A 24,974-nucleotide genomic window follows, 5' to 3' on the forward strand; every position below is an offset into this window, starting at 1 on the left:
TGTACCCAACCTTGGGTATCCGTTCCGCCGATGCGCGTCGCGCGTCGGGACCGCCCGGGAATCAGCCCGGGACCGGGTCGTCGCAGATGCGCGGTGGCCCGACGTCGCCTACAGCGACTGCCCGTCATCAACAGCGATGATCGAGCCGGTGATGAAGCGGGCCGCCGGTCCGGCCAGCAGCAGCAGGGCCTGATCCAGCGCGTCACCGTCCATGAGGCGACGACGCGGGAAGCTCTCGATCTGCGCCTTGCCGGCGTCGGTCGCGAACCAGTCCGCGTTGATTTCCGTCTCGATATAGCCGGGGGCGATGGCGTTGACGGCGATGTGCCGCTTCGCCCATTCGCGGGCGAGGCCCTGGGTCAGCGAGATGACGGCGGCCTTCGACGCGCAATAGGCGGTCAGGCCGGGCAACTGCGTCAAACCGGCGATCGAGGCGATGTTGACGATGCGCGCGTCGCCCGCCGCCGCCACGCCGCTGTCCAGCATGCGCTTGGCCGCCTCGCGAGCGGCCATGAAGACCCCGCGCACATTGACGTCGAAGGTCTGGTCGAAGACGGCGGCGGGCAGGGACAGCGCCGCGCCGTCGCCGCTGACCCCGGCGTTGTTGACCAGGATGGAGATCGGGCCGAGGGCGGCCTGGGCGGCATCCATGGCCGGGCCAATGGCGTCGACATCCGTCACATCCAGCGCGACCGCCAGGGCCTCGCCGCCATTGGCGCGGATCGCCGTGACCGCGGCCTCCAGCCGGTCCGTCCGGCGCGCGGCGAGCACAACGTTGGCGCCTGCGTCGGACAGCAGATGCGCGAAATGCAGACCCAGGCCGCTGGACGCGCCGGTGATGAATGCCGTGCGGTTTGCGAGCGGACGGTTCGACATGATCAAGGCTCCGGTGATCGACGCCGCTCAGGCGGCTTCATGACGCCGCCCAGGTGGCGGCGCGACGGGAAAATGCGGTGGTTTCTGGCCTCGGCCCTGGCGCTGGCCTCTAGCCGGCCCGGCCCTGCCGCTCGCGGCAGATGGCGAGGAATCCGGCGGCCATGAACGTGGCCATGCGGTCCTTGATCGCCTCGAAATCATTCGAGTCGCACAGACCGCCCGACAGCCGGTCGATCCGGCCGGTGCGGGCCAGCGACAACATCAGGCCGGCGGTGACGAAGTGGTAGCCCCAGAAGATGTCCGCTTCCTCGCAATCGGGCAGCGCCTTCTTCAGCAGATCGATCAGGCGCAGAACCACCGGATCGAAGTGATAGTCCATCAGCTCCGCGCCATAGGGCGTGTTGGACACCTGGGCGCCGAGCACGCCGTAATTCTTCCAGTTCTCGCCCCCCTGGCTGTAGAGGTCCAGGTCGGTGTCCAGAAAGGCGCGCAAGGCGCCTTCGACGGTCGGCTTGCCGTTCGTCTTCGCGTCATAGGCCTCGAGCGCCTCGGTCCGGCGGGTGATCGTCTCCCCGGCGCGACGGGCGATGACGGCGTCGAAGAGCTTCTTCTTGTCGGTGAAATAGTAGTTGAGCAGGGTGTGGTGGACGCCGACCTGCTGCGCCACGTCTTTCAGCGTGACGCCATACAGACCGTGGATCGAGAACAGCGATTCCGCCGCGTCGAGGATCTGCTCCATCTTGTCGGCGCGTTGCTCGATCTTGGTTCGGCGGCGCCGCGGTTTGGCGGCGGCCTCGGACACGCCTGCCGGCGGTCTGGCTGCCTCAATCCCGGATGTCTTTTCAGCAACCGCCATGTTCCGCTCTCAGACGCATTTTGTCGATCTTGCCGGTGGAGGCCAGGGGCATCCGGTCCAGGCGAATGACCGCATCGGGAATCCACCACGGCGCGACCCGTCCGCGCAAGATCGCAAGCAGATCATCGTTATTGACGCGTTCCGTACCGCGGGTCTCGACGACCAGCAACGGCCGTTCTCCCCATTTGGGATCCGGCCTGCCGATCACCGCCGCCAGCGAGACGGAAGGGTGCTCGCTGATGACGGCTTCAATCTCGGCGGGGTTGATCCATTCGCCGCCGGATTTGATCAGATCCTTGGCCCGCCCCGTGATGGCCAGGTTCCCATCCGCGTCGATGCTCGCCAGATCGCCGGTGGCGAACCAGCCGTCATCGTCTGTCGCGCTCGCGGTCTCGCCGAAATAGCGCTCGATGACGGCGGAGCCGCGTACCCGCAGATGGCCCTCGACGCCGCGCTGCTCCGGCAGCGGATGCCCGTCCGCATCGGTCAGCAACAGATCGACGCCGATAGCAGGCCGTCCCGAAACCAGCGCCGACCGCTTCGGGTCATGGGGTGAGGCGCAGGTGCCCAGGGGCGACAGTTCGGTCATCCCCCAGCTCATCTGGACCGTCACGCCCAGTCGCGTTTCGATGCGCTCCATCAGCGCCGGGGACAGGGGCGCGCCGCCGACGATGATCCGCTTCAGCGTCGGCGTTTCGCCGCCGGTGGCGTCGAGATGCTCGATCAGACCCAGCCAGACCGTGGCGATACCCACGGCGACGGTCACCGCCTCGGCGTTGATGAGCCGGGCGAGGCTCGCGCCGTCCAGACCCCGTCCGGGCAGGACCAGCTTCGCCCCGACCGCCGGCGCCGCGAACGGCAGACCCCAGGCGTTGGCGTGGAACATGGGAACGACCATCAGGACGCTGTCCACGGCGGAAATCCCCATCACGTCGGCCTGGAGCTGCCGCAAGGTGTGCAGGAAGCTGGACCGGTGATTGTAGCTGACGCCCTTCGGATCACCCGTCGTTCCGGAGGTGAAGCAAAGACCGCAGGGCGCGGTTTCGGGAAACTCGCCCCAGGTGACGTCCTCCGTCGTCCGTTCGATCAGGTCATCGAGCAGGAGGATCGGAGGGGCCGCGGCCGTGTCCCCCGGAGCGTCGATCGCAAGGATGTGCTGCACGGACGGGGTGCGGGCGGCGATGCCGCGGGCCACGGGGACCAGGTCGGCGCTGACGATCAGGATGCGGGCCCCGGACCGGGCCAGCATGGAGGCCAGCTGGGCCTCGGTCAGGCGCGGGTTCAGCGTGTGGCACACCGCCCCCATGCCCATGATCGCGTACCAGGTCTCGACATGCGCCTGGGTGTTCCATGCGAGGGTGGCCACCTGGTCGCCCATCTCCACGCCGAGGTCGAGCAGCACCGCCGTGACCCTCCGGCTACGGCGCCTGAGGCCGTCATAGCCGATCCGGTCGAGGCCGCCGTCTTCCCTCGCCGTGACGACCTGCCCGCGCGGGGTCCATTTCGCCGCATGGTCCAGGAATTTGTCGAGGGTCAGCGCATAGGCCTGCATTTCCCCGTGGATCATGGGCAGGCCGGGGCGGCAGGCGGCAGCGGCGGCGAGATGACGCCGAAGTTGAAGGTCCAGGGCACGCCCCCCGCGACCCGTCGTCGGCACACCACGGCCTCATGCAGTTCGTACATGCCCGGCATGAGCCGCTCACGAACCACGGGCCCCTGTTCGAAGGCCATATAGCTCCGGGTGCTTCCGTAGGCGGGCCAATCCGGCTGGTCCGGCGCCTTTGGCGCGCCGTCGCGGGCGAATGAACCCCAGTAGGCCATCATGGCCGCCGACAGGTCGTGCTCGACGGCGGTGTCGGGAATGGCCGGCCAGCGGGGCGGCGTACGGTCCGCCGTTCCGAACACATAGGGCAGCTCGGCGGCGTGGAAGGCGTGCAGACCCGCGTCGTCCGCGGCCGGATAGCCGTGATCGAAATAGTAGAGGAAGGCGGGCTGGCCGAGCCGGGTCTGGCGCCGGACGAGGCGTTCCGCGGTCCAGCCGTAGAGGCCGTCGCGCGGGGTGGCCAGGATGCTCCCGGGGATGTCGCTGGAGGGATAGAGGGCGAGGAAGGCCTCCGCCAGTTCGCCGTACCGGGCGCGGATTTCCCCTTCATAGGCGGCCGCGTCGGCCGGCTCCGCGGGCGCAAGGGCCCGCAGCGAGCGGATTTCGCCGGCGTTGAATCCGGCCAGCAGCGGCACCGGCGCCTGTTCACCCCGATCGAAGATCGTCACCAGTTCCTCGGGCAGGACATCGCCGTCGATGGTTCCCCGCGGCGTGAACCCTGCCCCGGCGGCGGCCATGGTCAGGGCCTGGGGGTCCATGGCGCGCATGGCGGCGAGGTTCTCCGCCCCGACAACGCCCTGCACCCAGTATCCCACGCCCTCGGCGGGGGGATCGCCATAACGGCTCGACCGCAACTCGGAGGTCGAGATCATGTAGGCGCTCTGGGCGATGGCCCGGTCGAACAGACCGCGGGCCTGCGGGGCCGCCATCAGATACATGACGCTCAGGCCGCCTGCGGACTCGCCGGCGATGGTGACGTTGTCCGGATCGCCCCCGAAGGCGGCGATATTGGCCTCGACCCATTTCAGTGCGGCGATCTGGTCGAGCAGGCCGTAGTTGCCCGAGACGTTGCGCCGCGACTCGACGCTCAGTTCCGGGTGCGCCATGTAGCCGAGGACGCCGAGACGGTAGTTGATCGACACCACCACCATGCCCTGCGACGCCGCCATGCGAGCCGCGTCATAGGTGGTTTCATTGCTGGCGCCGCCCACCAGAGCGCCGCCGTGAATCCAGACGAACACGGGGGCCTTGCTCGCGCCCTGCGGGGTCCAGACGTTGAGGAACAGGCAGTCCTCGCTCATCACCGGGTCTTCGGCCGCGGCATAGATGCTGGTGCTGCGACCCACCGGCTGATGGCACGCCGGGCCGAACCGGGAGGCGTCCCGGGTTCCTCTCCAGCGCGGTATTTCCGCCGGCGGTCGCCAGCGCCGCCAGCCGCTCGGCGGCAGGGCGTAGGGCACGCCCCGATAGACGTCGACGCCCGCCAGCGCCTCGCCTCGCAGCGAACCGGCGGGTGCGTCGACCACGGGCTGGGCGCGCGCGGCCTCGACATGCGTACAGCCCAGGATGAGCAGCGCAGCCATCAGGCTGACGGCGCCGCGCACCCCCGCTCCCGGGCGCGCAGATCGCGCGCCCGGGGACCGGCTTCCGGAGGAGACAGCCACCCTAGTACTCGTAGCCGATCCGGACGCCGATGGTGCGCGGCCGCAAGCGACCGTAGCGACCATCGATGAAGGCCTCGGGGTGGACGTAGTTCACCGAATGATCGTCGAAGAGGTTCTCGACGTAGGCGGCTACCGTGAACTCCTGGAAGGCGAAGGCCAGGTTGGCGTTCACGAAGGTGTAGCTGTCGGTGTGGTCGTAGGTCGGCAGCGGGATGAGCGGCTTGCCCGGCGTGTTCGGGAAGGCGTTCGGGAAGCTGTCGACATAGGAGACGGCCACCGAGGCGTTGGCCACGACGCCCGCCATGGGATCCCACTCGTAGTTGAAGCGCAGCGAGCCCGAGAGCTTCGGTCCCGCCAGCGGCGCGCCGAGCACGGCGCCCGAGATGGCCGCCTCCTGGGGAGTCAGGTCGTCCACTTCGGAGTGGTTCCAGCCGCCGCTCAGCGCCACCGTCAGGCCGTCGGCAGGCAGGGCGACCAGCGAGAGCTCGACCCCCTTGCTGGTCGCGCCGCCGATGTTGGTGGCGAACTGGATCGAGTCCGAGACGCGGTTGGCCTGGACCTGGATGTTGTTCCAGTCGATCCAGTACAGGGCCGCGTCGCCGTACAGCCGGCCGCCGAACCAGCGCCCCTTCACGCCGACCTCGTAGTTGGTCAGTTCGTCGGAGGTCGCCCCGTAGGGGATGACGATATCGGTCGGGTCGATCGTGCTGACGGAGCCGGCCTGGGCGTTGACGATCGGCGGGCGGAAGCCGGTCGATACGGCGGCGTAGGTGGTGATCGCCGGGCTTGGGCGCCACGACAGGCTCAGCCGGTACGACGGCCCTTCTTCCTTGACCTTCACGCCCTGTGCGGCGGCGTACGGCCCGGTCACATTGAGCGGACCCGGCGTGGGGAAGTGGAGAATGGTCGCCCAGTAGGCCCGGGTGAGATAGTCGGAGTTGTAGCCGCCGGCTTCGGTGAAGCCCTGGGCGTCCGTGGAGCCGTAGCGCAGACCGCCGGTCACCCACAGATCCGGCGTGAACCGGTACGTGAGCTGACCGAACGCCGCCACTTCATGGCTGATGAAGTGCGAGTCGAAGCGTTGATAGTATTCGTCCGGAAGGCCGGTGAAGCCTTGGGCCGCGAGGAATTCCTCGGTCGAGCGGTAGTTGTAGTCCACGTCGCGACGCTTCTTGAAATAGAAGCCGCCGACCGACCAGTCCCACTGACCGCCGGCGTCGGACACCAGTCGCACCTCCTGCACGAAGGTCGAGTCCCAGGCGTCCGCATCCAGGGCGAACGGGAAGGCCTGGCCATAGCTGCCGGCCAGGTCGACGTAGAACAGACCCGTATAGTCCGAATAGGTCGAGGAGCTGGTCAGGCGCGCGCCGTCGAACTGGTAGTCGAAGGTCGCATTGTAGTTGGTCATGTCGCTCTGGAAGAGGTCCGGCCGGTCCGAACGGCGGACGTATTCGCCCAGGTTCGGATTGGTCAGCGACGAATCGTGCGGGTTGGAGATTTCCCGCGAGTACATCAGGCGCGCCGTGAACCGGTCGTTCGGCTCCCATTGCAGGATGGCGCGGCCGCCGTACTGGACCAGCGTATTGGAGTTCTCGATGCCGGTGCCGACGTTGTCGACCCAGCCTTCTTCATTGCGCGAGAAGCCGACGACGCGCAGGGCCAGCTGGTCCTCGATCAGGGGGACGTTCAGCATCCCGCTGTAGCGCTGGATCAGACCGCCTTCCTCCATCACCCCCAGGTCCACCAGGGCCGAGGCGTCGAATCCGGACGGGTCCGGGTCATGCGACAGGATGCGCAGGGCGCCGGCCAGCGAGCCGGACCCGAACAGCGTGCCCTGCGGCCCGCGCAGGAATTCGATCCGCTCCACGTCGTAGAGGCTGGGGTCGAGGATGGTCGAGTTGCCGTTTGACGAGATCGGCAGCTCGTCGAGGTAGATGGCGACGGTGCTTTGCAGGTTGGCGCCGTAGCCGTTGGTGGCGATGCCCCGCGCGGTGAAATTGTTGAAGTTCGCCGAGGCGCGGTTCAGCACGACGCCAGGGGTCGCGGTGGCGAGGCCGTCGTAGTTGACTATGCCCCGTTCGGTCAGCTCTTCCTGCGACAGCGCCGTGATGCTGAGCGGGACGTCCTGAAGCCGCTCTTCGCGACGGGTCGCCGTAACGATGACCTCCTCGAGCGCGGTCGCCTCGTTCTCTTCGGAATTCGCCTCCCTCGCGGGGGTGGCCTGCTGGGCCAGCGCCATAGTCGGAGCCAGCACCGCGACGGCGCAAGCCGACGCGAGAAGTATCGCCCTCATCTGATTTCCCTCCCTGGCGCCAGTCGTTATCGCCGACGCTCGCGTAACAGTGGGACACGGGAATCCGGGGCTGTCAATATTCACTATCGGGTGCGTGAGTATCTTGCGGATTGTCGTTCTCCGAATGGCCCCGGGGCGACCAACAAGGGCCGAGGCCACAGGCCGCGGTGTCGGCGATTACGCATCGGTCGGTCCGGGCCGGGCAGCATGACGACAAGGGCGCCGAAGCGCGCCGCCACCCGCAAGCATGTTGGGAAGTAATGCGAAGTTTGCGCAGCCGTGGCGGACAGAGAGGGATTCGAACCCTCGGTAGGCTTTCACCTACACACGCTTTCCAAGCGTGCGCGATCGACCACTCCGCCACCTGTCCGTTTCCACGACGTGCGTGAATGCGCCGGACGGTCGTTCCGGCGCGAGGCGCGCTGATAGAACACACAGGCCCCCTCGGCAAGCGCCTCATAACCCCCCATATGGGCGACGAACGAATTGTCCGGAGTTCTCCCCATGCTCTCGCAAAAGACCACCATGCCCGCCGCCGACGCCGCCCTGCCGGGCCGCGAGAAGCCGCTGCACACCGATGAGGTCCACTACGTCACCGGCCGCCCGCTGAAAGGCCCGCATCCGGAAGGGTTCGAGACCGCCATTTTCGGCATGGGCTGCTTCTGGGGCGTCGAGCGCATCTTCTGGCAGATCCCCGGCGTCTGGGTGACCTCGGTCGGCTATTCGGGCGGCTACACGCCGAACCCGACGTATGAGGAGACCTGCACCGGCCGCACCGGTCACGCCGAGGTCGTCCAGGTTGTCTTCAACCCGCATGAGATCAGCTACGGCGAACTGCTGAAGGCCTTCTGGGAGAACCACGACCCCACCCAGGGCATGCGCCAGGGCAACGACATCGGCACCACCTACCGCTCGGCCATCTATTATCTGAACGACGAGCAGCGCCGCGAGGCCGAGGCGTCGCGTGATGCGTACCAGGCCGCCCTGACCAAGGCGGGCCGTGGCCAGATCACCACCGAGATCACGCCGGCGGGTCCGTACTATTTCGCCGAAGACTATCACCAGGGCTATCTGGCCAAGAACCCGGCCGGCTACTGCGGCATCGGCGGCACGGGCGTGACCTGCCCGATCGGCGTCGGCGTCCCGGCGGATGCCTGATCATGGACCGGGCGGGCGTCGGCAGGGTCTGTCTGGCGCTGCCCGGCGCCACGCTTGATCACCCCTTCGGCGAACATCACGACGCCTATCGCATCGGCGGCAAGATGTTCGCCATGGTCGGCGAGATGGGCGGCATCTCCTTCAAGGTCTCCGACATCGCCTATGAGGTCCTGACCGAGGAGGGGCGCGCCCGTCCGGCGCCCTACCTCGCCCGCGCGAAATGGGTGAACCTCGAACGCATCGACGCCTGGACCAACCAGGAGCTGGCCGAGCACCTCGCCATCGCCCACGCCATCGTCGCGTCGAAACTGACGAAGAAGCAGCGGGCGGAGCTGGGGCTCTCGTAATTCCGCTCATCCCGGCGAAAGCCGGGACCCAGTCCTTTGGGCGCGCGGAACGAGCCGTTGCAATCTCACCCGGCTCCATGCGCCAGCGCTCGAACACAAGCGCTGGGTCCCGGCTTTCGCCGGGATGAGCGGACTATTTAGTTCGCGGCCCGCGCCTTCTCTTCCGCGATCCAGCGGTCCATGCGCTCGTCCAGCAGCGCCATCGGCAGCGGGCCGTCGACCAGCAGGGCGTCGTGGAAGCGGCGCACGTCGAACCGGTCGCCCAGCTCGCGCTCGGCCCGGGTCCGGATTTCGCGCAGACGGATTTCGCCGATCTTGTAGGCCGTCGCCTGGCCCGGCCAGCCGATGTAGCGCTGCAGCTCCGTCTCGATGTTCAGCGGCGCCAGGGCCGAGTTGTCGCGGAAACAGGCGCGCGCCTGTTCGATGTCCCAGCCCATCCAGTGAATGCCGGTGTCGGCCACCAGACGGCAGGCGCGCCACATCTCATAGCTCAGGCGACCGAACCGCTCGTACGGCGTGCGGTAGAACCGCATCTCCTCGCCGAGAAACTCGGAGTACAGCCCCCAGCCCTCGACGAAGGCGGTCACGTCCACGCTGCGGCGGAAGTAGGGGCCTTCCTCGGCCTCCTGCTGCAGGGCGATCTGCAGATGGTGGCCGGGCACGGCCTCGTGCAGCGTCAGGGCCGGCAGTTCGTACAGCGGCCGCTGGTCCAGCGACGAGGTGTTGACCATGTAGCCGCCGGCGATGCCGTTCTCCATCGAGCCGGGATTGTAGCGGCCGGTGGTGTAGTTGGCCTCGATCTCGCGCGGCACCGGGCGCACGCCGTAGGGCGTCCGGGGCAGGGTGCCGAACAGGGCCGGCAGGCCGTCGTCCGACCGCTTGGCCATCTCCGACGCCTTCTCCAGCAGGTCCTCGCGGCTGGTGGCGTAGAACTGCGGATCGGTGCGCAGGAAGTTCAGGAACGAGGCGAAGTCGCCGGTCCATCCCGCCGCCTGCATCTCGGTGTCCATCCGGGCGCGGATGCGCGCCACTTCCTGGCGGCCGATCTCGTGCACCTGGTCCGGGGTCAGGTCCGTCGTCGTGTAGCCGCGCACCAGATAGGCGTACATATCGCGGCCGCCCGGGCGGTTGACCAGGCCCAGGGTCTCCGGCGCGGCCGGCAGATAGTCCTCGCGCAGGAAGCGGGCCCATTCGCGCCGCTCCGGCATGATGCTGTCGTTGACGACCTTTGCGGCGCGTTCGCGCAGTGCGGTCTGTTCGGCGGCGGGGATCGAGGCGGGCAGGTTGGCCAGCGGGCGCAGCAGCGGATCGGTCGCCGGCGTGAGGGCCGCTTCAGGCTCCACCAGGGTCAGGGCGTTCTCGACGATCGAGCGCGGCTGAACCATGCCGGTCTCCAGGCCGCGCCGCGCATTGGCCAGCTGGTCCTTGTAGATCTGCGCCAGTCCCTCCAGGCGGGCGATCCACGCGTCCGCATCCGCGCGCGAGGCGATCCGGGTCGAGCTGGCCAGATAGCCGGCCAGCTGTCCGGGTCCGCCTTCCGAGTTGAAGGCGTCGATACGCCCCGTATCAAGCGGGATCCGGTCACGCGACCGCTTGATCACATAGGTCAGGAAGGCGTGGTTGATCCGGTCGTCGGCGTTCAGCGTCGATGCGTCGATGGCCGCCAGCCGGTCGGCGAATCCCTTCAGCGTCGGCTCCTGGGCGACCTCGAAGGCGCGCGAGCTGTCCGGCAGTTTCGACTGCGCCGCCCGGTCGCCTTCCATGCCCGCGGTGATCGGATCGATCGAGCGCAGGTAGGCTTCGTAGTCCGCCAGCACCGAGGCCAGGGCCGGGTTCTCGGCGTGCCGCGCGGCGGTCGCCGGTGCGGGCGTCTGTGCGAACGCCGGGGCGGCGCAGGCGGCGAACAGGGCGATGGCGCTGACGGCGACGACGGTCTTCATGGAGTCCCTCCCAAATCGGTGCGGGACTGCACTCCGGCGAAGCGGCGCCGTCAACCGCAGAAGGCGAAGAACTGTTCGATCCGTCCGGCCGATCCGGGGTGCGGCGCGAACGGCTGACGCTCGTCGCCCTGCCACAGCGCCAGCCAGCCGACGCGGCGGAAGCGCTGGAACACCGGCTCGTCGGCGCGGGCCTCGGCCGACAGGAAGACGCCCTCGTTGACCATCGACGGCTCGGACTTCGCCCGATAGCGCTCGGTGTCGCCGCCGGATTCGATGTGGATTTCCGGAGCCGTCCCCGCGGGCGCATTGGCGCTCAAATCCAGTCGGCCGGACCCCCGACGGCAGTCCAGGCCCAGCTTCAGGTCGTCGGTGGCCTCGGTCCCGTAGGCCAGCCGGGCGTCGTTCTCATCCTCATGGAAGAACCAGTCGTATCCGGCTACCGGGGCCGGCCCTGCTGCGGTGGCGACCGGAGGCGCCGGTTCAGGCGCGGTCGCGCACGCGGCGACGCCCGCCAGCAAACTCAGCGACAACAGGATAGGCAGGCGCATGCACGGCTCCGGGGATCAACCCGAGCACAGTTCGGCGAAGCGGCGCAGCTTGGCAAGATGGGCGGCCGGCACCTCGATGGCGCGTCGTTGCTCGCCCACGGTGATCGTCAGCTTGCCGTCGACGGCGAAGGCCGCGAACACCGGATGGTCGGTCCGCACCGCCATCTTCGTCGTGCCCGCGCGGGCCGGCTCCACTTCCGCCAGCGCCGACACAGTACCCGCGGTGATCCGCGCCACGCCCGCCGGGGTGTCGCTGCCGTACAGCGTCAGCAAGGCGACGCTGCTTCCCGGCGCGCATTCCAGGGTCGAGCGAAGGTTGGCCGTGTCCGGCACCTCATTCGCCAGCACGATCGGCGCGTCTTCGTACAGCGTCCAGGTCCAGGCCGACTCGTTCAGTATCTGGCCCCCGAGAGCCACGCTCGCCGCGAGGGCGATCAGGTATGCAAACATGGCAGCCCCCGCTGATGACCGACCCGGTATGGGTCAGGCGTGGTCGTTTCCGCAATAGGCGAAGAACTCGCCGATCAGCCGGCGCTCTTTCGGCGTGGCCGTCAGCTCAAACGTCCCGGCGTCGCCTTCGACCGCCAGCTTGCCCTTGCGGGCCAGGTCGCGCATCGCCGGATCGCGGGTCGAGATGCGGGCCTCGTCGGCCAGCCCACCGCTCAGCGGATCGATCGCCGAAGTCATCGCCGTGTGGATCAGGCGCGGACTGGCCGGTTGAACGTCGCCGTACACCGTCGCCAGCGACCCGCCCTGTTCGCAGGTCATCATCAGCGCCAGTTGATCCGAATTCTCGACGCCGTAGGCCAGCTTGGCCATCCCGGCCTCATGCGTCAGGTGCCAGCCCATCTCGCCGGATACCGTCTGAACGTCCGAGTTGGAGGCGCTGGAATGCGCGGCTGCGGCGATCAAACCCAGGGCGGCGACGGCGGGAATGGCGAACTTAAGCATGGGAAAACACTCACGTCTGACCGGGCAAACGCTGCTCTCCGTTAACGGTTCACGGCTCCGCTTGACTGAGTCGAAGCGGATTCGGTTTGTGACCGAATTGCCTCTTGTTCGACGAACGTCGTGATGAGCGTCGGGTTGGCCGTTGTTCCGGAGTATGGTTGATCGATGGAACCGTCCGGGCTCACTGGTATCCGGGCGGTGAGGGGAAGGGTGATGGGCCTGCTGGAGACACTGACGCCGCGCGAGCGCGAATGCCTTCGCCTCGTCGCCGGACATATGCAGTCCAAACAGATCGCCCGTCGTCTCGGCATCAGTCCTTCGACGGTCGACCGGCATTGCGAAAAGGCCATGCGCAAGCTCAGCGCGGGCGACCGGGTGACCGCGGCGCTGATGCTGGCGGCCGCCGAAGGCATACCGAATGACTCGGAATGGGGACCATTCCCAATCGAGAAAAGCGCTCCCGTCGGGTCGGATGACCTGGCGAAAGGGAGCTTCTATGAGCCAGTCGAATCTTTACCCGGACGAGCTGCCGGCCATGCGCTGGAGCCAGCTGGAATCTGTGATGATCAGCCTCGCGGATACGGACGCCAAACGTCTGATGGTCCGGCATCTGGTGGAGGGCACCCGCAAGCAGGCGGCTTTCCTTCCGGTCGAGGAGACTATCCGGGAGGTGCTGTGCATCAGCTTCGCGCTGATGGATGGCGACTTCCGCCCGCAAGCGCCTACAGCCCCCTTGCGCGCCTGACCCTTGTCGTCGGTTTCGCCGCCTTCATCGCGGCGACCGCGACGCTTTTCTTCGGCGCGGAACAGGTGGCGTTTCTCTTCCAGTGGCTCCGCTACGGGGAAGGAGGGCCCTGACCTCGCCGTCTCTTTGGAGGAGGCACTGAGATGAAACGTATGGATGTGGCGACCAATCTCGCCGAGCAGCTGTTTGAGGCCGAGGCCGCGATCGAGGCCGCGTATTGCAAGATCGGGGCGCTCGCCCAGGCCTTGCCGGAAGCCCGGGCGCGATCCGGCATGTCGTCCACGGTCGGCCAGGCGGCTTTCCAGGGGCTGATGGAATCGATGGCGGGCCAGGTGCAGTCCCGCAGCGCCATGATCCTGGTCCACCAGGAGCTCGCCCGCCTGAAGGCGAACTCCCCGTATCGCGCGGTCGCCATCGGCGGCGGTCTCAAGGAAGACGAACCTGTGGAGCGGCCCCAGGGCCGTCTTGCCCTCGTAAGCTAGGAGCGCGAAGGGTGGCGCGGGCAGGGGAGCTCGCGCCATTCCAGCAATCGTCACCTACATCGCCGGCTTCGTCGCCATGGGCCTCACCGTGCTGCTCGCCTTCCTGCGCGGCGGCGCGCTGGAGAAACAGGTCGCGGGCGTCGTCGGCGCCGCCTGGATCGCATCCGCCCTGGTGCCGCTCGGCGGCCGCATCGGCCCGGCGTGGCTGCTCGTCGCCATCGACGTCGGCCTGCTGCTGTACCTGCTCTACCAGGCGGCCTTCGCCAAACGGTTCTGGCCGGTGGTGGCGGCGGGCTTCCAGCTGCTGATCGTGGCCACCCACGCCACCTTCGCCCTGCGCATCCAGCTGGAGCAGTGGGGCTATTTCACCGCCTACTATCTGTGGAGCTGGGGCGTCCTCGCCTGCATCGCCGTGGGCGCCCTGTCGGCAAAATCGTCCGCCCGCGACGCGTGAAAGCTTGCAGCGTCGTTCAGGTTGCGCGACCTTCAGGGTAAGAGGTCGCCATGTCTTTTGATGCTGAAGCTATTGATCCCGTTGACCGCTACGTCGGGGAGCGCATTCGCGCCGAACGCATGGCCGCGGGCCTGACCCAGACCCAGCTCGGCGCCGCCGTCGGGGTCACCTTCCAGCAGATCCAGAAGTACGAGCGCGGCGTGAACCGCGTCTCGGCCTCGACCCTCGCCCGCGCCGCCAAGGCCCTGGGCGTTCCGGTCATCCGCCTGTTCCCGGATCTCGATCCGCCGACCGGGGGCCAGAAGGTCCTCATCGGCGACATCGAGGGCGGTGTGGCCCTGACCGATTGCTACGCGGCCATGTCGCCCAAGCAGCGCACCCTGCTGCTTGAAATCGCGCGACAATTCGCCGGAACGGCCAAGGCCGGCTAGGGCCTCAGAACGGGCTGAACCGCTCCACCAGCGACTGCGCCGCCGGCGTGGCCTGCACGCGGCTGATGTCGCCGCGGCCGCCGTAGCTGATCCGCGCCTCGGCGATCTGGGTGTGCATGATGGTGTTGGCCGAGCTGATGTCCTCGGGCCGCACGATGCCGGCGACGGTCAGTTCGCGGACCTCGCGGTTGGTGCGCACTTCCTGCCGACCCTGGATCACCAGGTTGCCGTTGGGCAGCACGTCGGAGACCACGGCGGCGATGGTCAGGTTGACCCGCTCGGCCCGATTCACCGAGCCGGAGCCCGCGGCGTTCGATTCGCCGCCCATGCCGACCATGTTCTCCGGGTCGAAACCGCCCGGGAACAGCTGGCCCAGGCTGCCTTCGAGGCCGAACAGATTGGTCACCCCGGCCGAGATGTCGTTGCTGCGGGTGCGCTGGGTCGAGTTCTGCGTCTGGGCGCGGTCGTCGATGTCGATGTTGACGGTGACGATGTCGCCGATCCGGCGCGCGCGCTGGTCGCCGAAGAAGGTGCGCGAGCCCGTGCGCCACAGGCTGTTGGCGCTGGCGGCGCGGTCGGCGCGCTGCTGCTCCGCCGACGGCAGATAGGTCTGGCTCGCCGGCACCATGGCCGCCGGATAGGACATGGGGGCCAATTCCGGCCCGCGGACCGTCTCGACGACGGACGAGCAGGCGGTCAGGGCCATCGAGGAGGCGAGGGCGGCGGCGGTGACGATCAGAGCGGTGCGCATCGGTACTCTTCCCTCTATCGGGCGGCGAACTGTTGGGTGCGGGCGGATTGCGCCGCGGGACCGGCGACGGCCTGTCCCGGAGCGACGGCGACGGCGTCGATGGTGCGGCCGGATTGCAGGTTGCGGACGGCGATCCGCTGGCCTTCTGCGGCGTTGCCCTCGGCGCGGCCGGTGATGGCCAGGCGGACGCCGCCGACTTCGTAGGCGACCTCGACCATGTCGTTGCGGCTGATGATCCGGTCGGCGTAGGCCGGGGCCCGCACGGGGGCGGCGCGAGCCAGCGCCGGGGCCGGTCCGGCGGCCGCGGCGGCCTGGGTTACGGCGCCTTGCGGGGCCATCGCGGCGTTGCGCACGACCACGCGGCGCAACCCGGTCGGATTTGCCCAGTCCAGCCCGGCCTGGCGGGCCATGCTCTGCAGCTGGCCGGCCTCGAACACGATCGAGGGCCCGGCGCGGTTGCCGACGACCACATTGGCCGCCGATCCGGCGCCGTCGAACAGGTCGCCCAGGGTGACGCGGCCGTCGTCGTCGACGGGATTGGCTTTCAGCGTGACCGGACCGGCCATGGCCGAGCCCGCGAACGCCAGCGCCGCGACGGCGCCGAAGATCAGGGCCCTCACGACTTCACCTGCGCGCTGACCGACAGCATCTGGTCGGCGGTGGTGATGACCTTCGAGTTCATCTCATAGGCCCGCTGGGCGATGATCAGGGCGCTGATCTCGGCCACCGCGTCGACGTTCGAGGACTCGGTGTAGCCGTGCAGCAGCTCGCCGAAGCCCAGGTCGCCGGGCGAGCCCACGCTGGCCGCACCCGAGGCGGCGGTTTCCATCAGCAGGTTGTCGCCGACCGCTTCCAGACCCGCCTCGTTGAAGAAGGTCGCCAGCTCCAGCTGGCCGACGATGGCCGGGTCGGTCTGGCCGGCCGAGATGACCTGCACCTGGCCCGACTTGGAGATCGCCACATCGACCGCGTCCTGCGGGATCGTGATGTTCGGCTGCACCGCATAGCCGTCGTCGGTGACCAGCTGGCCCTCGCCGTTGACGGAGAAATTGCCGGCCCGGGTGTAGGCTGTCTCGCCCGAGGGCAGCTGGATCTGGAAGTAGCCGCGGCCGTCGATGGCCACGTCGTAGCGGCCGCCGGTCTGGGTCGGCGTGCCCTGTTCGGTCACGCGATAGACCGCCCCGGCCTTCACGCCGGCGCCGATCTGGATGCCGGTCGGAACCACGGTGCCCTGGCTGGACGACTGCGCGCCCATCCGCTCGACGTTCTGGTACAGCAGGTCCTGGAACTCGGCCCGCTGCCGCTTGAACCCGACCGTGTTCATGTTGGCGATGTTGTTCGAGATGACCTCGACGTTCAGCTGCTGGGCGGCCATGCCCGAAGCTGCGGTTCTGAGCGCGCGCATGTCTCAGTGCTCCCTTACGAAACCCGGCCCAGCCGCTCGACCGAGCGGCGCGACAGGTCGTTGGTGTTTTCGATCATCTTCGACACGCTCTCGTAGGCGCGCTGAATCTCGATCAGATTGGTGATCTCGAGGATCGGATTGACGTTCGAGCCTTCCAGCATCCCCTGACGCACGCGGGCGTCGGTCGCCTCGATGGCGACGGCGTTGGAGGCGTTGCGGTACAGGCCGTCGCCGCCCTTCTCGAGCGCGGCCAGCGCATCGAAGCGGACGACCGACAGACGGCCGACCGGCTGTCCGTTCTGGCTGATGGTGCCGTCGGCGGCCACCGCGGGCTGGCCCAGCGTGGTGTCGAGGATGATCTCGCCGGCGTCGCCCTGCACGATCGCGCCGCCCTCGGTGGTCAGGCGGCCTTCCGGATCCAGCGTGAAGGCGCCGTCGCGGGTGTAGGCCTCGCCGCCGCCGTACTGCAGCTTGAAGAACGCGCCTTCGCCCTCGATGGCGAAGTCCAGCGTCCGGCCGGTCTGTTCAAGTGCGCCCTGGCCGAAGTCGCGGCCCACGCCGTTATCCAGCACGAAGCTGACGCCGGGGCGGACGAAGGCGTTGCGGGCGCGTTCGCCCACCTCGGTGCCGACCAGCAGCTGTTCGACCTTGAAGCCGTTCGTGTCCGCATTGGCGATGTTGTTGGCCACGACATCGAGTTCGCGGCGCAGCGTCATCTGGCGTGACAGTCCGGCGTATGCGGCGTTTTCCACGGGCGGCTCCTTTCGCCATCACCATCGCAACGCCCGTGCCAACAGGGTGAATCCAGTCGTGGCGGGCATTTGGGCCATTTCGTCCCCCCGGGCGCCCGGCAGGATTTGCCGGTTCTAAACGCCTCGTTAACCAAAACCCGCTCGAATGGTCGTGAAGATTCCCGGGGCGCGTACACATGCTGAAGTTCGGCAAGAAGAAGGGTGGCGGTGACGCCAACCTGCCCGCCGTCACAGATGGCGAGACCGTCGACGGCGAAGCCGCGCCCGCGAAAAAGAAGCTGCCTCTCCTGTTCATCGCCATCCCGGCCGCGCTGGTCGTGCTGGGCGGGGGCGGGGGCGCCGCCTTCCTGCTGATGCAGCCTAAATCGGCCGCCGCCGAAGAGGGCGGGCACGGCGCCGAGAAGAAGGGCGGGCACGAGAAGAAGGCCGACAAGAAGGGCGGGGGACACGGCGCCGGCGCCGAGGGCGAGGCCAATCCCGCTCTGGGCGTGATCGCCGAAGGCCCTGACGGGGTGACGTTCTACACCCTGCCCGACATGGTCGTGAACATTCAGTCCGCCGACGGACGCCCGACCTTCCTCAAGCTCAAGATCACGCTGGAGATGAAGGACGCCGCCCTGGCCGAGCACATCCAGGCCGAGATGCCGCGGATGCAGGACATGTTCCAGGGCTTCCTGCGCGAACTGCGTCCCGAGGACCTGGCCGGGTCCGCCGGCAGCTATCAGCTGAAGGCCGAGATCCTCCGCCGCGTGAACCTGATCGCGGCCCCCGGCAAGGTCGACGCAGTCCTGATCGAAGAAATGCTGGTGCAGTAGGCATGAGCGACGCCGCCTTCGCCGACGACGCCGATCCCTTCGCCGAACCGCTCGACCCGCTGGGCGATCGTCCGGCGATGTCCGAGCGCGTTCTGAACCAGGACGAGATCGACAGCCTGCTGGGTTTCGACCTCGGCGACGACGACGGCTCCGAACGCTCGGGCATCCGCGCCATCATCAACTCGGCCCTCGTCTCGTACGAGCGCCTGCCGATGCTGGAGATCGTCTTCGACCGCCTCGTGCGGCTGATGACGACGTCGCTGCGCAACTTCACATCGGACAACGTCGAGGTCTCCCTCGACAACATTTCGTCGATCCGGTTCGGCGACTATCTGAACTCCATCCCCCTGCCGGCCATCCTCGCCGTCTTCCGGGCCGAGGAGCTCGACAACTACGGCCTGCTGACGGTCGATTCGAACCTCATCTACTCGATCGTCGACGTTCTGCTCGGCGGCCGCCGCGGCACCGCCGCCCTGCGCATCGAGGGCCGGCCCTACACCACCATCGAACGCGTCCTGGTCCAGCGCATGGTCGAGGTCGTGCTGGCCGACGCCCGCGCCGCCTTCGAGCCGCTGACCCCGGTCCACTTCAACCTGGATCGCCTCGAGACCAATCCGCGCTTCGCCGCTATCGCCCGGCCGGCCAACGCCGCCATCCTGGTCAAGCTGCGCATCGACATGGAAGACCGCGGCGGCCGCATCGAATTGCTGCTGCCCTACGCCACGCTCGAACCTATCCGGAAGATGCTGCTGCAGCAGTTCATGGGTGAGAAGTTCGGTCGCGACAACATCTGGGAAGGCCACCTGGCCACCGAACTCTGGACCACCGAAACCGAGGTCCGCGCCGTGCTGGACGAGCAGCAGCTGCCGCTCTCCCAGGTGCTGGATTTCAAGGTCGGGGACACCCTGATGCTCAACGCCACGCCGGATTCGGAGATTTCGATCCGGGCCGGGACCATCCCGCTGACCATCGGTCGCATGGGCCGCAAGGGCCAGCACATCGCCGTCCGGGTCGAGGCTCCGATCAATGTCGAGGCCGCCACCAGCCTGACGAAGGGGAAACGCTGATGACCGGAATGATCCTCGACGGCGTCCTGATGCTGCTGCTCGTCGCCGCGCTCGGCTACGGCGTGCGGCTTGAGAAGAAGCTCACCGCCCTTCGCGCCGGCCAGCTGGCCTTCGCCTCCGCGGTCACCGAACTGAACGCCGCCGCCGGCCGGGCCGAGTCCGCCCTGGCCTCGCTCCGCGCCTCCGGTCAGGAGACCGACCTCCTGCACGACCGCATCGTCAAGGCGCGCGAGGTGAAGGCCCAGCTCGAAACCCTGATCACTCGCGGCGGCGAATTCTCCCGTCCGCGCGCCGTCGAGGCCGCGCCGGCCGCTCCGGCGGTCGAGGTCTCGCAACGCGCGCCGGCCCCGCGGCCGGTTCCTGTCGCCGCAACGCCCGAGGCCGACGAGCGCGCCCAGCGCATGGCGGCCCTGGCCGAGCGCATCCAGGGCATCGGCGCCCCGGCTCGCGCCGCGCCCGCACGCGACAACGTCGCCGCCATCGTCGGCGCGCTGACCGCTAACCAATCCGCGAAGCAAAGCCTCAACCGGGCGCGTCGCAGTCTCGACGAAGACCTGTTCGCCGCCTGAACCCCGAGTAGCTGATCATGCGCAAGATTCCCCGTATTCTGCCGCTCGTCGCCGTCGCCATCGGCGGGGTCGTTCTGGTGCGCGCCATCGGTGTCGCTCCCGGCCTGTTCGAGGGCGCCAAGGCCTGGGCCGAGGAAGCCGTGCCGGCCGCCGAAGCCGCCGCCCGTCCGGCCGCGCCGGCCGTCTGCGCCCTGACGCCCGAGCAGCTGGCCCAGCAGGCGGGCATCTCGCCGGCCGAACTGCGCATCATCCAGTCGCTGTCGCAGCGCCGCACCGAACTGGACGCCCGCGACGCCGATCTGGCCTCCATGCTCCCCCTCATGACCGCCGCCGAGCAGAAACTCGACGCCAAGGTCCAGGCGCTCGAAGCCGTGAAGGCCGAGGTCGCGACCCTGCTGGGTCAGGTCGACGAGCGCGAGAAGGCCGAGATCGACCGTCTGGTCGCCGTCTATTCCGCCATGCGTCCGCGCGAGGCCGCCCGCGTCTTCGCCACCCTCGACGACGACGTCCGCCTGCCGGTCGCCGCCGCCATGCGCCCGCGCTCCCTGGCCGCCGTCATGGCCCAGATGGAGCCCTCCGCCGCCCGCGTCCTGACCGAAAAGCTGGCCCGCCGCTTCGAGGCCCAGCAACAACTGGCCGCCCGCGCCGCCGCCGCTGCAGCAGGCGCGTCCGCCCCGACCCAGACCGCCGAGGCCGCCCCGCCGCCGGCCGCCGCTGCCCCGGCGCCCGCTCCGGCCCGCGCCGCGGCCCGTCCGCCGGCCCGCCGCCCGACGCCGCGTCCCGCCGCCACGCGCACGCCGCCCCCGGCGCCCGCTCAGGCCGAACCGCAAGGCGAGCGCCCCTACCAGGCCCCGGCCGCCACGCCGGCCTCACCCCCCAGCCAGCCCCGCCAGTCGGTGCAGTAGGGTAGGGACGCAGACAAAAGCAGAGGGCCGCTCCTTGCCGGGGCGGCCCTCCTTCGTTTGAGCCGGGCGTCGCGCCTAGACGATGTCCTCGTTCAGCAGGCCGACCTGGTGGAAGCCGTTGAGCTGCAGGTCGTTCATCACCGCCATGAAGCGCTCGTACGGCACCTCCGCCTGCGCCCGCACGAACACCCGCTCCTTGCGGCACTCGCCCCCGCCCAGGGCGTCGCAGACGTCGGCGGCGAGGGTCGCCATGCCGGTGGCCTTTTCGGCGATGTACAGGGAGCCGTCGTTCTGCACCGTCACATAGACCGGGTCCCTGTGCGGCAGCGCGCTCTCCTTCGGCGGCGGCAGGTCCAGGTTCAGCGACACCGTGGCAAGCGGCGCGGCCACCATGAAGATGATCAGCAGCACCAGCATGATGTCCACGAACGGCGTGACGTTGATGTCCGCGTTCTGCTCGACCGTGCGCCCGGCAGCGCCCGCCGGTCCTGAAAGCCTCGCGCCCATGGGCGTATCCTCCCTGTCATGTCCGTCGCGTGATGCGGCCGACAGGGCGATGTCGAGCTTGGCCGTGGGCTTTTCCGGGGCCGGATCAGGGCATGAAAAAGGGCCGCCTCCCGAAGGAAGCGGCCCTGATCCGTGCGAACCGGCGTGACGCCTATTCGATGTCTTCGTTCAGCAGGCCGACCTTGAAGAAGCCGGTTTCCTGCAGCTTGTTCATGACTTCCATGAACTGGTTGTACTTCACTTCCGGCTGGGCGCGGACGAACACGCGCTCCTGCTTGCAGCCCGGGTCGCCGCCGCCGAGAGCGGCGCAGACGTCGGCCGGCAGGCGCTCGATCGAGGTTTCACCGCCCGGCAGGAAGATCGCGCCCGATTCCTGGATGGTGATGTAGACCGGCTCTTTTTGTTCGGTCGGGTTCACCGGCGGCACCGCCGGCGGCAGGTCGAGGCGGATCGACACGGTGGCCAGCGGCGCGGCGACCATGAAGATGATCAGCAGCACGAGCATGATGTCCACGAACGGCGTGACGTTGATGTCCGAGTTCTGCTGGATCGTGCCGGCCTTGCTGCCCGGACCGGAAAGTTTGGCGCCCATAAGCGGGTGTCTCCATCAGGCCCGGCGCGTCATGCGGCGAGCGTCGCTGAAAGCTTCGGATCGTCTCTTGGCGTCCCGGAACCCGCTTGTAAAGCGGCTTCGCAGCCCTGGGGGTTCCAGAGCGACGCCTTTGCCCGGAAATCCCCTCCCAGGCGAGCCGATCAGCCCTTGGCGAGCTTCAGGAAGCGATCCTTCAGCGCCGCGTCGGTCTTGAAGACGCCAGTGAAACGCGTGGTGATGGTCGAAACGTGGCGATGGTGCACGCCGCGAGTCGTCATGCACTGATGTTCGGCGTCGATCAGGATGGCGACGCCCTGCGGCTGCAGATTCGATTCGATGGCGTCGGCGATCTGGTTGGTCAGCACTTCCTGGGTCTGCAGGCGGCGCGAATAGATCTCCACGACCCGCGCCAGCTTCGAAATGCCCACGACCTTCTCGTTCGGGATGTAGGCGACGTACGCCTTGCCCAGGAACGGCGCCATGTGGTGCTCGCAGTGGCTTTCGACCTCGATGTCGCGCAGCAGCACCATGTCGTCATAGCCCTGCACGTCCTCGAACGTGCGGCTCAGCTCCTTGGCGGCGTCGGCGTCATAGCCGTCGAACCATTCGCCATAGGCGTCGACCACGCGCTTGGGTGTGTCGATCAGGCCCGGGCGGTCCGGATTGTCGCCGGCCCAGGCCAGCAGCGTCCGCACGGCTTCCAGCGCCTGTTCGCGGCTGGGGCGGATGACTTCGTCGTTTTCGCCGACCAGGACGGGCTTGACGGGGGTGACGCTCATTCTCGATCTCGAAGCGGCGAAGTAGCGCCGGGGCGAAGGCCACCGGAAGGACGCGCGCCGCTCTCCCTTTATTCTCAGCCGATACCCTGTCGAGTATGCGGCAAGGCGGCTATATGGGCGATCCCGTAAGTTCCGCAAGAAAACTGAGGCGACTGCAGCCCGATGCCGCTGACGATCCACGACACCCTTCACCGCGAAAAGCGCGTCTTCGAACCGCGCGATCCGAACCGGGTGACCCTCTACGTCTGCGGCCCCACGGTCTACGACTTCGCCCACATCGGCAACGCGCGCCCGCCGGTCGTCTTCGACGTCCTCGTCCGCCTGCTGCGCCGCACCTACGGCGCCGACAAGGTCATCTACGCCCGCAACGTCACCGACGTGGACGACAAGATCAATGCGAAGGCCTTCAAGGAAGGCGCGCCCATCGGCAAGATCACGGCCCGCTACGAGGCCGCCTATCTGGAGGACATGGGCCGGCTCAACGTCTCGCCGCCCGATCTGGCGCCGCACGTCACCGACCATATGGACGCCATCGTCGCCCAGATCGCCGCCATCATCGAGCACGGCTGCGCCTACGCCGCCGAGGGCCACGTCCTGTTCGACGTCTCGTCCTACGAGGCCTACGGCCGCCTCTCGGGCCGCAACCTCGACGACATGATCGCCGGCGCCCGCGTCGAGGTCGCCCCCTACAAGAAGAACCCGCACGACTTCGTCCTGTGGAAGCCGGCCAGGGAGAATGAGCCCTCGTGGCCCTCGCCCTGGGGCGACGGCCGTCCGGGCTGGCACATCGAATGCTCGGCCATGATCGAGGAGACCCTCGGCCTGCCCATCGACATCCACGGCGGCGGCATCGACCTGGTCTTCCCGCACCATGAGAACGAGATCGCCCAGGGCGTCTGCGCCCACGGCCACGCCCACGGTGACCAGCCGCACGCGGAATACAGCCGCTACTGGATGCACAACGGCTTCCTGACCATGGACGCCGAGAAGATGTCCAAGTCGATCGGCAACGTCCTGCTCCTGCACGACCTGGTCCAGTCCATCCCGGGCGAGGTCGTCCGCTGGGGCCTGCTGTCGGCCCACTACCGCCAGCCGCTCGACTGGAACCAGTCGCTGCTGGACCAGAGCCGCAAGGCGCTGGACCGCCTCTACGGCGCGCTCCACCGCTCGGCCGCGGTCGAGCCCTCGACCGACCAGCCGCCGGCGGAATTCCTCAAGGCCATCGAGGATGATCTGAACACGCCCGGCGCCATGGCCGTCCTGTTCGCCCTGTCCAGCGAGATCGAGCGCGGCATGACCGCCGGCGATCTCGACGCCGTCGCCCGGGCCCGCGGCGAGCTGATCGCCTCGGCCGCCATCCTCGGCGTGCTTCAGGCGGCCCCGGCCGAATGGCTGGAAGGCGAGGTCTCCGACGACCTCCGCACCGAGGTCGAGGCCCTGCTGGAACAGCGCGCCACCGCCCGCGCGGCCAAGGACTGGCCCGAGGCGGACCGCATCCGCGACCGCCTCAACGCCCTCAAGGTCGTCGTCATGGACGGCCCCCAGGGCGCCACCTGGCGGGTCAAGGGGTAGGACCGCGTCCGCCCACGGACGGCGCAGGCCAAGTGGTTAGTGGCTAGTGATTAGTGATTGCTGGTTCTCCGATGGTGATGAGCGGGCGCCGACGGCAGCCGCTTCAACCACTAATCACTAGCCACTAATCACTAATCGGCACCGGCGCATGGGCCAGCGCGCTCCCTACGTAATCCGCTTCACGCTCACCGGATCGCTGGCCGGGAACGTCTCCTCGATGCCTTCGTCGACCAGCGCCTCCTGCCGGTCCTCGGCCATGCGTTCTTCCTCGCACAGCTGGTCCGGCTTGCCGGTCTCGCGCGGCGCCTTTTTGGCGTAGGGCACGTCGTCGGGCGACGCCTGCTGGTGATCGGTCTGGCCGGGTGTGTGTGTCGTCATGGGGTTCACGCCTCAGTTCCTGGGGTGATCTTCGTCGCCGTCCGGGCCGTAGCCCAGGTCGGCTATGTCATCGTCGGAAAGCCGCTTGGCCTCCCAGTGGGCGGCGCTCGCCTGGGCGCCGCGCGAGTTCTCCATCAGGCCGGAATAGACCAGCTCGACCTCGTCGGCGCCGCGCTGTCCGTTGCTCTCGCCGTCGATCTCGGTCAGCCGTTCGCCGTCGACGCCCAGCAGGGCGTCCGCCTCGGCCTCGATGCCTGACGCGCCCAGCTCCTCGTCGAGGTCGTCGACCTCCTCGTCCTCGTCGAACTCTTCCTCGTCGGCGTCGCCGTCGGCCTGGGTGACGTCCAGGACATCGTCCGCCTCGTCGAGCATCACATCGCCGTCGCCTTCGTCGTCGATGTGAGTTTCGTCAAAGGTTTCAGACTGTTCCTGATCGTCCTGATAGTCGTCGAGTTGCGGCATGGGTCGTCCCTTCTTCAGGGCCTAAACGCCACGCCTGCGGACGATGTTCCGCGCCGGGAAACCTGCGTTTCC

The 24,974-nt window shown here is 68.3% G+C and carries 29 protein-coding genes, 1 tRNA gene and 1 pseudogene; 12 read left to right on the plus strand and 19 right to left on the minus strand.

The features are described from left to right. Positions 1–108 precede the first annotated feature (108 nt). The 6 genes from GGR12_RS06570 to GGR12_RS06595 all read right to left on the minus strand — a co-directional run bounded on the left by GGR12_RS06570 (position 109) and on the right by GGR12_RS06595 (position 7,662). Positions 109–876: an SDR family NAD(P)-dependent oxidoreductase gene (locus GGR12_RS06570; protein ID WP_183203539.1), complete on the minus strand. Its 768-nt coding sequence runs from the start codon at positions 874–876 to the stop codon at positions 109–111. A 109-nt stretch (positions 877–985) separates the two neighbouring features. Then, positions 986–1,678 carry a TetR/AcrR family transcriptional regulator gene (locus GGR12_RS06575; protein ID WP_343053126.1) on the minus strand — a complete coding sequence of 231 codons (693 nt, stop codon included), beginning with the start codon at positions 1,676–1,678 and terminating at the stop codon, positions 986–988. 40 nt (positions 1,679–1,718) lie between these two features. After that, positions 1,719–3,299, minus strand: coding sequence for an AMP-binding protein (locus GGR12_RS06580; protein ID WP_183203540.1), 1,581 nt, complete (start codon positions 3,297–3,299; stop codon positions 1,719–1,721). Continuing rightward, a complete protein-coding gene (locus GGR12_RS06585) occupies positions 3,296–4,939 on the minus strand; it encodes a carboxylesterase/lipase family protein (RefSeq protein ID WP_343053128.1) in 1,644 nt (547 codons plus the stop codon). Before GGR12_RS06585 ends, GGR12_RS06580 begins: the two co-directional genes overlap by 4 nt. Positions 4,940–5,000: 61 nt before the next feature. Continuing rightward, entirely contained in the window at positions 5,001–7,292 is a 2,292-nt protein-coding gene (locus tag GGR12_RS06590; protein WP_183203541.1) for a TonB-dependent receptor, read from the minus strand. Positions 7,293–7,572: 280 nt separating this feature from the next. After that, positions 7,573–7,662: transfer RNA gene (locus tag GGR12_RS06595), tRNA-Ser, on the minus strand. Between the two features lie 134 nt (positions 7,663–7,796). On the opposite strand from GGR12_RS06595, the gene msrA reads away from it, so the two are divergent. Continuing rightward, complete coding sequence (gene msrA, locus GGR12_RS06600) at positions 7,797–8,450, plus strand: peptide-methionine (S)-S-oxide reductase MsrA (protein ID WP_183203542.1); 654 nt, start codon at positions 7,797–7,799, stop codon at positions 8,448–8,450. Between the two features lie 2 nt (positions 8,451–8,452). Further along, positions 8,453–8,797 (plus strand): MmcQ/YjbR family DNA-binding protein, encoded by a 345-nt coding sequence (locus tag GGR12_RS06605; RefSeq protein WP_183203543.1) that lies wholly within the window; start codon positions 8,453–8,455, stop codon positions 8,795–8,797. Between the two features lie 137 nt (positions 8,798–8,934). Here GGR12_RS06605 and GGR12_RS06610 read toward each other — a convergent pair whose 3' ends face one another. The 4 genes from GGR12_RS06610 to GGR12_RS06625 are packed head-to-tail and all read right to left on the minus strand — an operon-like array spanning position 8,935 to position 12,236. After that, on the minus strand, positions 8,935–10,737 hold the full coding sequence (locus tag GGR12_RS06610; RefSeq protein ID WP_183203544.1) for a DUF885 domain-containing protein: 1,803 nt from the start codon (positions 10,735–10,737) through the stop codon (positions 8,935–8,937). A gap of 50 nt (positions 10,738–10,787) precedes the next feature. Further along, complete coding sequence (locus tag GGR12_RS06615) at positions 10,788–11,285, minus strand: hypothetical protein (protein WP_183203545.1); 498 nt, start codon at positions 11,283–11,285, stop codon at positions 10,788–10,790. Positions 11,286–11,300: 15 nt separating this feature from the next. After that, on the minus strand, positions 11,301–11,735 hold the full coding sequence (locus GGR12_RS06620) for a hypothetical protein (protein ID WP_183203546.1): 435 nt from the start codon (positions 11,733–11,735) through the stop codon (positions 11,301–11,303). 33 nt (positions 11,736–11,768) lie between these two features. Next, the gene (locus GGR12_RS06625) at positions 11,769–12,236 is read right to left on the minus strand and encodes a hypothetical protein (protein ID WP_183203547.1); all 468 of its coding nucleotides are present in this window, start codon (positions 12,234–12,236) and stop codon (positions 11,769–11,771) included. Between the two features lie 213 nt (positions 12,237–12,449). Here GGR12_RS06625 and GGR12_RS16540 point away from each other — a divergent pair. From GGR12_RS16540 to GGR12_RS06645, 5 genes and pseudogenes are all read left to right on the plus strand, one after another. Further along, positions 12,450–12,617: pseudogene (locus GGR12_RS16540) on the plus strand (response regulator transcription factor); the annotation flags it as partial. 115 nt (positions 12,618–12,732) lie between these two features. After that, complete coding sequence (locus tag GGR12_RS16545) at positions 12,733–12,981, plus strand: hypothetical protein (protein WP_246328820.1); 249 nt, start codon at positions 12,733–12,735, stop codon at positions 12,979–12,981. Between the two features lie 143 nt (positions 12,982–13,124). Further along, on the plus strand, positions 13,125–13,463 hold the full coding sequence (locus GGR12_RS06635) for a hypothetical protein (RefSeq protein WP_183203549.1): 339 nt from the start codon (positions 13,125–13,127) through the stop codon (positions 13,461–13,463). A 76-nt stretch (positions 13,464–13,539) separates the two neighbouring features. After that, on the plus strand, positions 13,540–13,917 hold the full coding sequence (locus GGR12_RS06640; protein ID WP_183203550.1) for a hypothetical protein: 378 nt from the start codon (positions 13,540–13,542) through the stop codon (positions 13,915–13,917). 50 nt (positions 13,918–13,967) lie between these two features. Continuing rightward, positions 13,968–14,348, plus strand: a complete 381-nt coding sequence (locus GGR12_RS06645) for a helix-turn-helix domain-containing protein (RefSeq protein WP_183203551.1) — start codon at positions 13,968–13,970, stop codon at positions 14,346–14,348. A 4-nt stretch (positions 14,349–14,352) separates the two neighbouring features. On the opposite strand, the gene flgH is transcribed toward GGR12_RS06645, so the two are convergent. The 4 genes from flgH to flgF are packed head-to-tail and all read right to left on the minus strand — an operon-like array spanning position 14,353 to position 17,256. Then, complete coding sequence (flgH, locus tag GGR12_RS06650; protein WP_183203552.1) at positions 14,353–15,099, minus strand: flagellar basal body L-ring protein FlgH; 747 nt, start codon at positions 15,097–15,099, stop codon at positions 14,353–14,355. A gap of 14 nt (positions 15,100–15,113) precedes the next feature. Then, positions 15,114–15,719, minus strand: coding sequence for a flagella basal body P-ring formation protein FlgA (locus GGR12_RS06655; RefSeq protein ID WP_343053130.1), 606 nt, complete (start codon positions 15,717–15,719; stop codon positions 15,114–15,116). Next, a complete protein-coding gene (gene flgG / locus GGR12_RS06660) occupies positions 15,716–16,504 on the minus strand; it encodes a flagellar basal-body rod protein FlgG (RefSeq protein ID WP_183203553.1) in 789 nt (262 codons plus the stop codon). Before flgG ends, GGR12_RS06655 begins: the two co-directional genes overlap by 4 nt. 14 nt (positions 16,505–16,518) lie before the next feature. Further along, on the minus strand, positions 16,519–17,256 hold the full coding sequence (gene flgF / locus GGR12_RS06665; RefSeq protein WP_183203554.1) for a flagellar basal-body rod protein FlgF: 738 nt from the start codon (positions 17,254–17,256) through the stop codon (positions 16,519–16,521). 176 nt (positions 17,257–17,432) lie between these two features. Here flgF and GGR12_RS06670 point away from each other — a divergent pair, with 176 nt between their 5' ends. From GGR12_RS06670 to GGR12_RS06685, 4 genes are read left to right on the plus strand one after another with little or no spacing between them, the layout of a single operon-like run. Next, complete coding sequence (locus GGR12_RS06670; protein ID WP_183203555.1) at positions 17,433–18,071, plus strand: flagellar basal body-associated FliL family protein; 639 nt, start codon at positions 17,433–17,435, stop codon at positions 18,069–18,071. Between the two features lie 2 nt (positions 18,072–18,073). Continuing rightward, positions 18,074–19,138: a flagellar motor switch protein FliM gene (gene fliM / locus GGR12_RS06675; RefSeq protein WP_183203556.1), complete on the plus strand. Its 1,065-nt coding sequence runs from the start codon at positions 18,074–18,076 to the stop codon at positions 19,136–19,138. Beyond that, a complete protein-coding gene (locus tag GGR12_RS06680; protein ID WP_183203557.1) occupies positions 19,138–19,707 on the plus strand; it encodes a DUF6468 domain-containing protein in 570 nt (189 codons plus the stop codon). The genes fliM and GGR12_RS06680 overlap by 1 nt, the downstream gene beginning before the upstream one ends. Before the next feature lie 17 nt (positions 19,708–19,724). After that, positions 19,725–20,612, plus strand: coding sequence for a MotE family protein (locus GGR12_RS06685; RefSeq protein WP_183203558.1), 888 nt, complete (start codon positions 19,725–19,727; stop codon positions 20,610–20,612). A 75-nt stretch (positions 20,613–20,687) separates the two neighbouring features. Here GGR12_RS06685 and GGR12_RS06690 read toward each other — a convergent pair whose 3' ends face one another. From GGR12_RS06690 to folE, 3 genes are all read right to left on the minus strand, one after another. Continuing rightward, positions 20,688–21,119, minus strand: coding sequence for a biopolymer transporter ExbD (locus GGR12_RS06690; protein ID WP_183203559.1), 432 nt, complete (start codon positions 21,117–21,119; stop codon positions 20,688–20,690). A gap of 151 nt (positions 21,120–21,270) precedes the next feature. Further along, positions 21,271–21,711: a biopolymer transporter ExbD gene (locus GGR12_RS06695; protein ID WP_183203560.1), complete on the minus strand. Its 441-nt coding sequence runs from the start codon at positions 21,709–21,711 to the stop codon at positions 21,271–21,273. 161 nt (positions 21,712–21,872) lie between these two features. Next, positions 21,873–22,490, minus strand: a complete 618-nt coding sequence (folE, locus tag GGR12_RS06700) for a GTP cyclohydrolase I FolE (RefSeq protein WP_183203561.1) — start codon at positions 22,488–22,490, stop codon at positions 21,873–21,875. Between the two features lie 162 nt (positions 22,491–22,652). Here folE and cysS point away from each other — a divergent pair, with 162 nt between their 5' ends. Further along, complete coding sequence (cysS, locus tag GGR12_RS06705) at positions 22,653–24,062, plus strand: cysteine--tRNA ligase (RefSeq protein WP_183203562.1); 1,410 nt, start codon at positions 22,653–22,655, stop codon at positions 24,060–24,062. 165 nt (positions 24,063–24,227) lie between these two features. Here the strand turns inward: cysS and GGR12_RS06710 are convergent, their stop codons facing one another. After that, a complete protein-coding gene (locus GGR12_RS06710) occupies positions 24,228–24,440 on the minus strand; it encodes a hypothetical protein (RefSeq protein ID WP_183203563.1) in 213 nt (70 codons plus the stop codon). 12 nt (positions 24,441–24,452) lie between these two features. Beyond that, positions 24,453–24,902, minus strand: coding sequence for a hypothetical protein (locus tag GGR12_RS06715; RefSeq protein ID WP_183203564.1), 450 nt, complete (start codon positions 24,900–24,902; stop codon positions 24,453–24,455). Between the last annotated feature and the right edge of the window lie 72 nt (positions 24,903–24,974).

Origin of the sequence: Brevundimonas lenta, from assembly GCF_014196335.1 — a bacterium.
Classification (GTDB): Bacteria; Pseudomonadota; Alphaproteobacteria; order Caulobacterales; family Caulobacteraceae; genus Brevundimonas; species Brevundimonas lenta.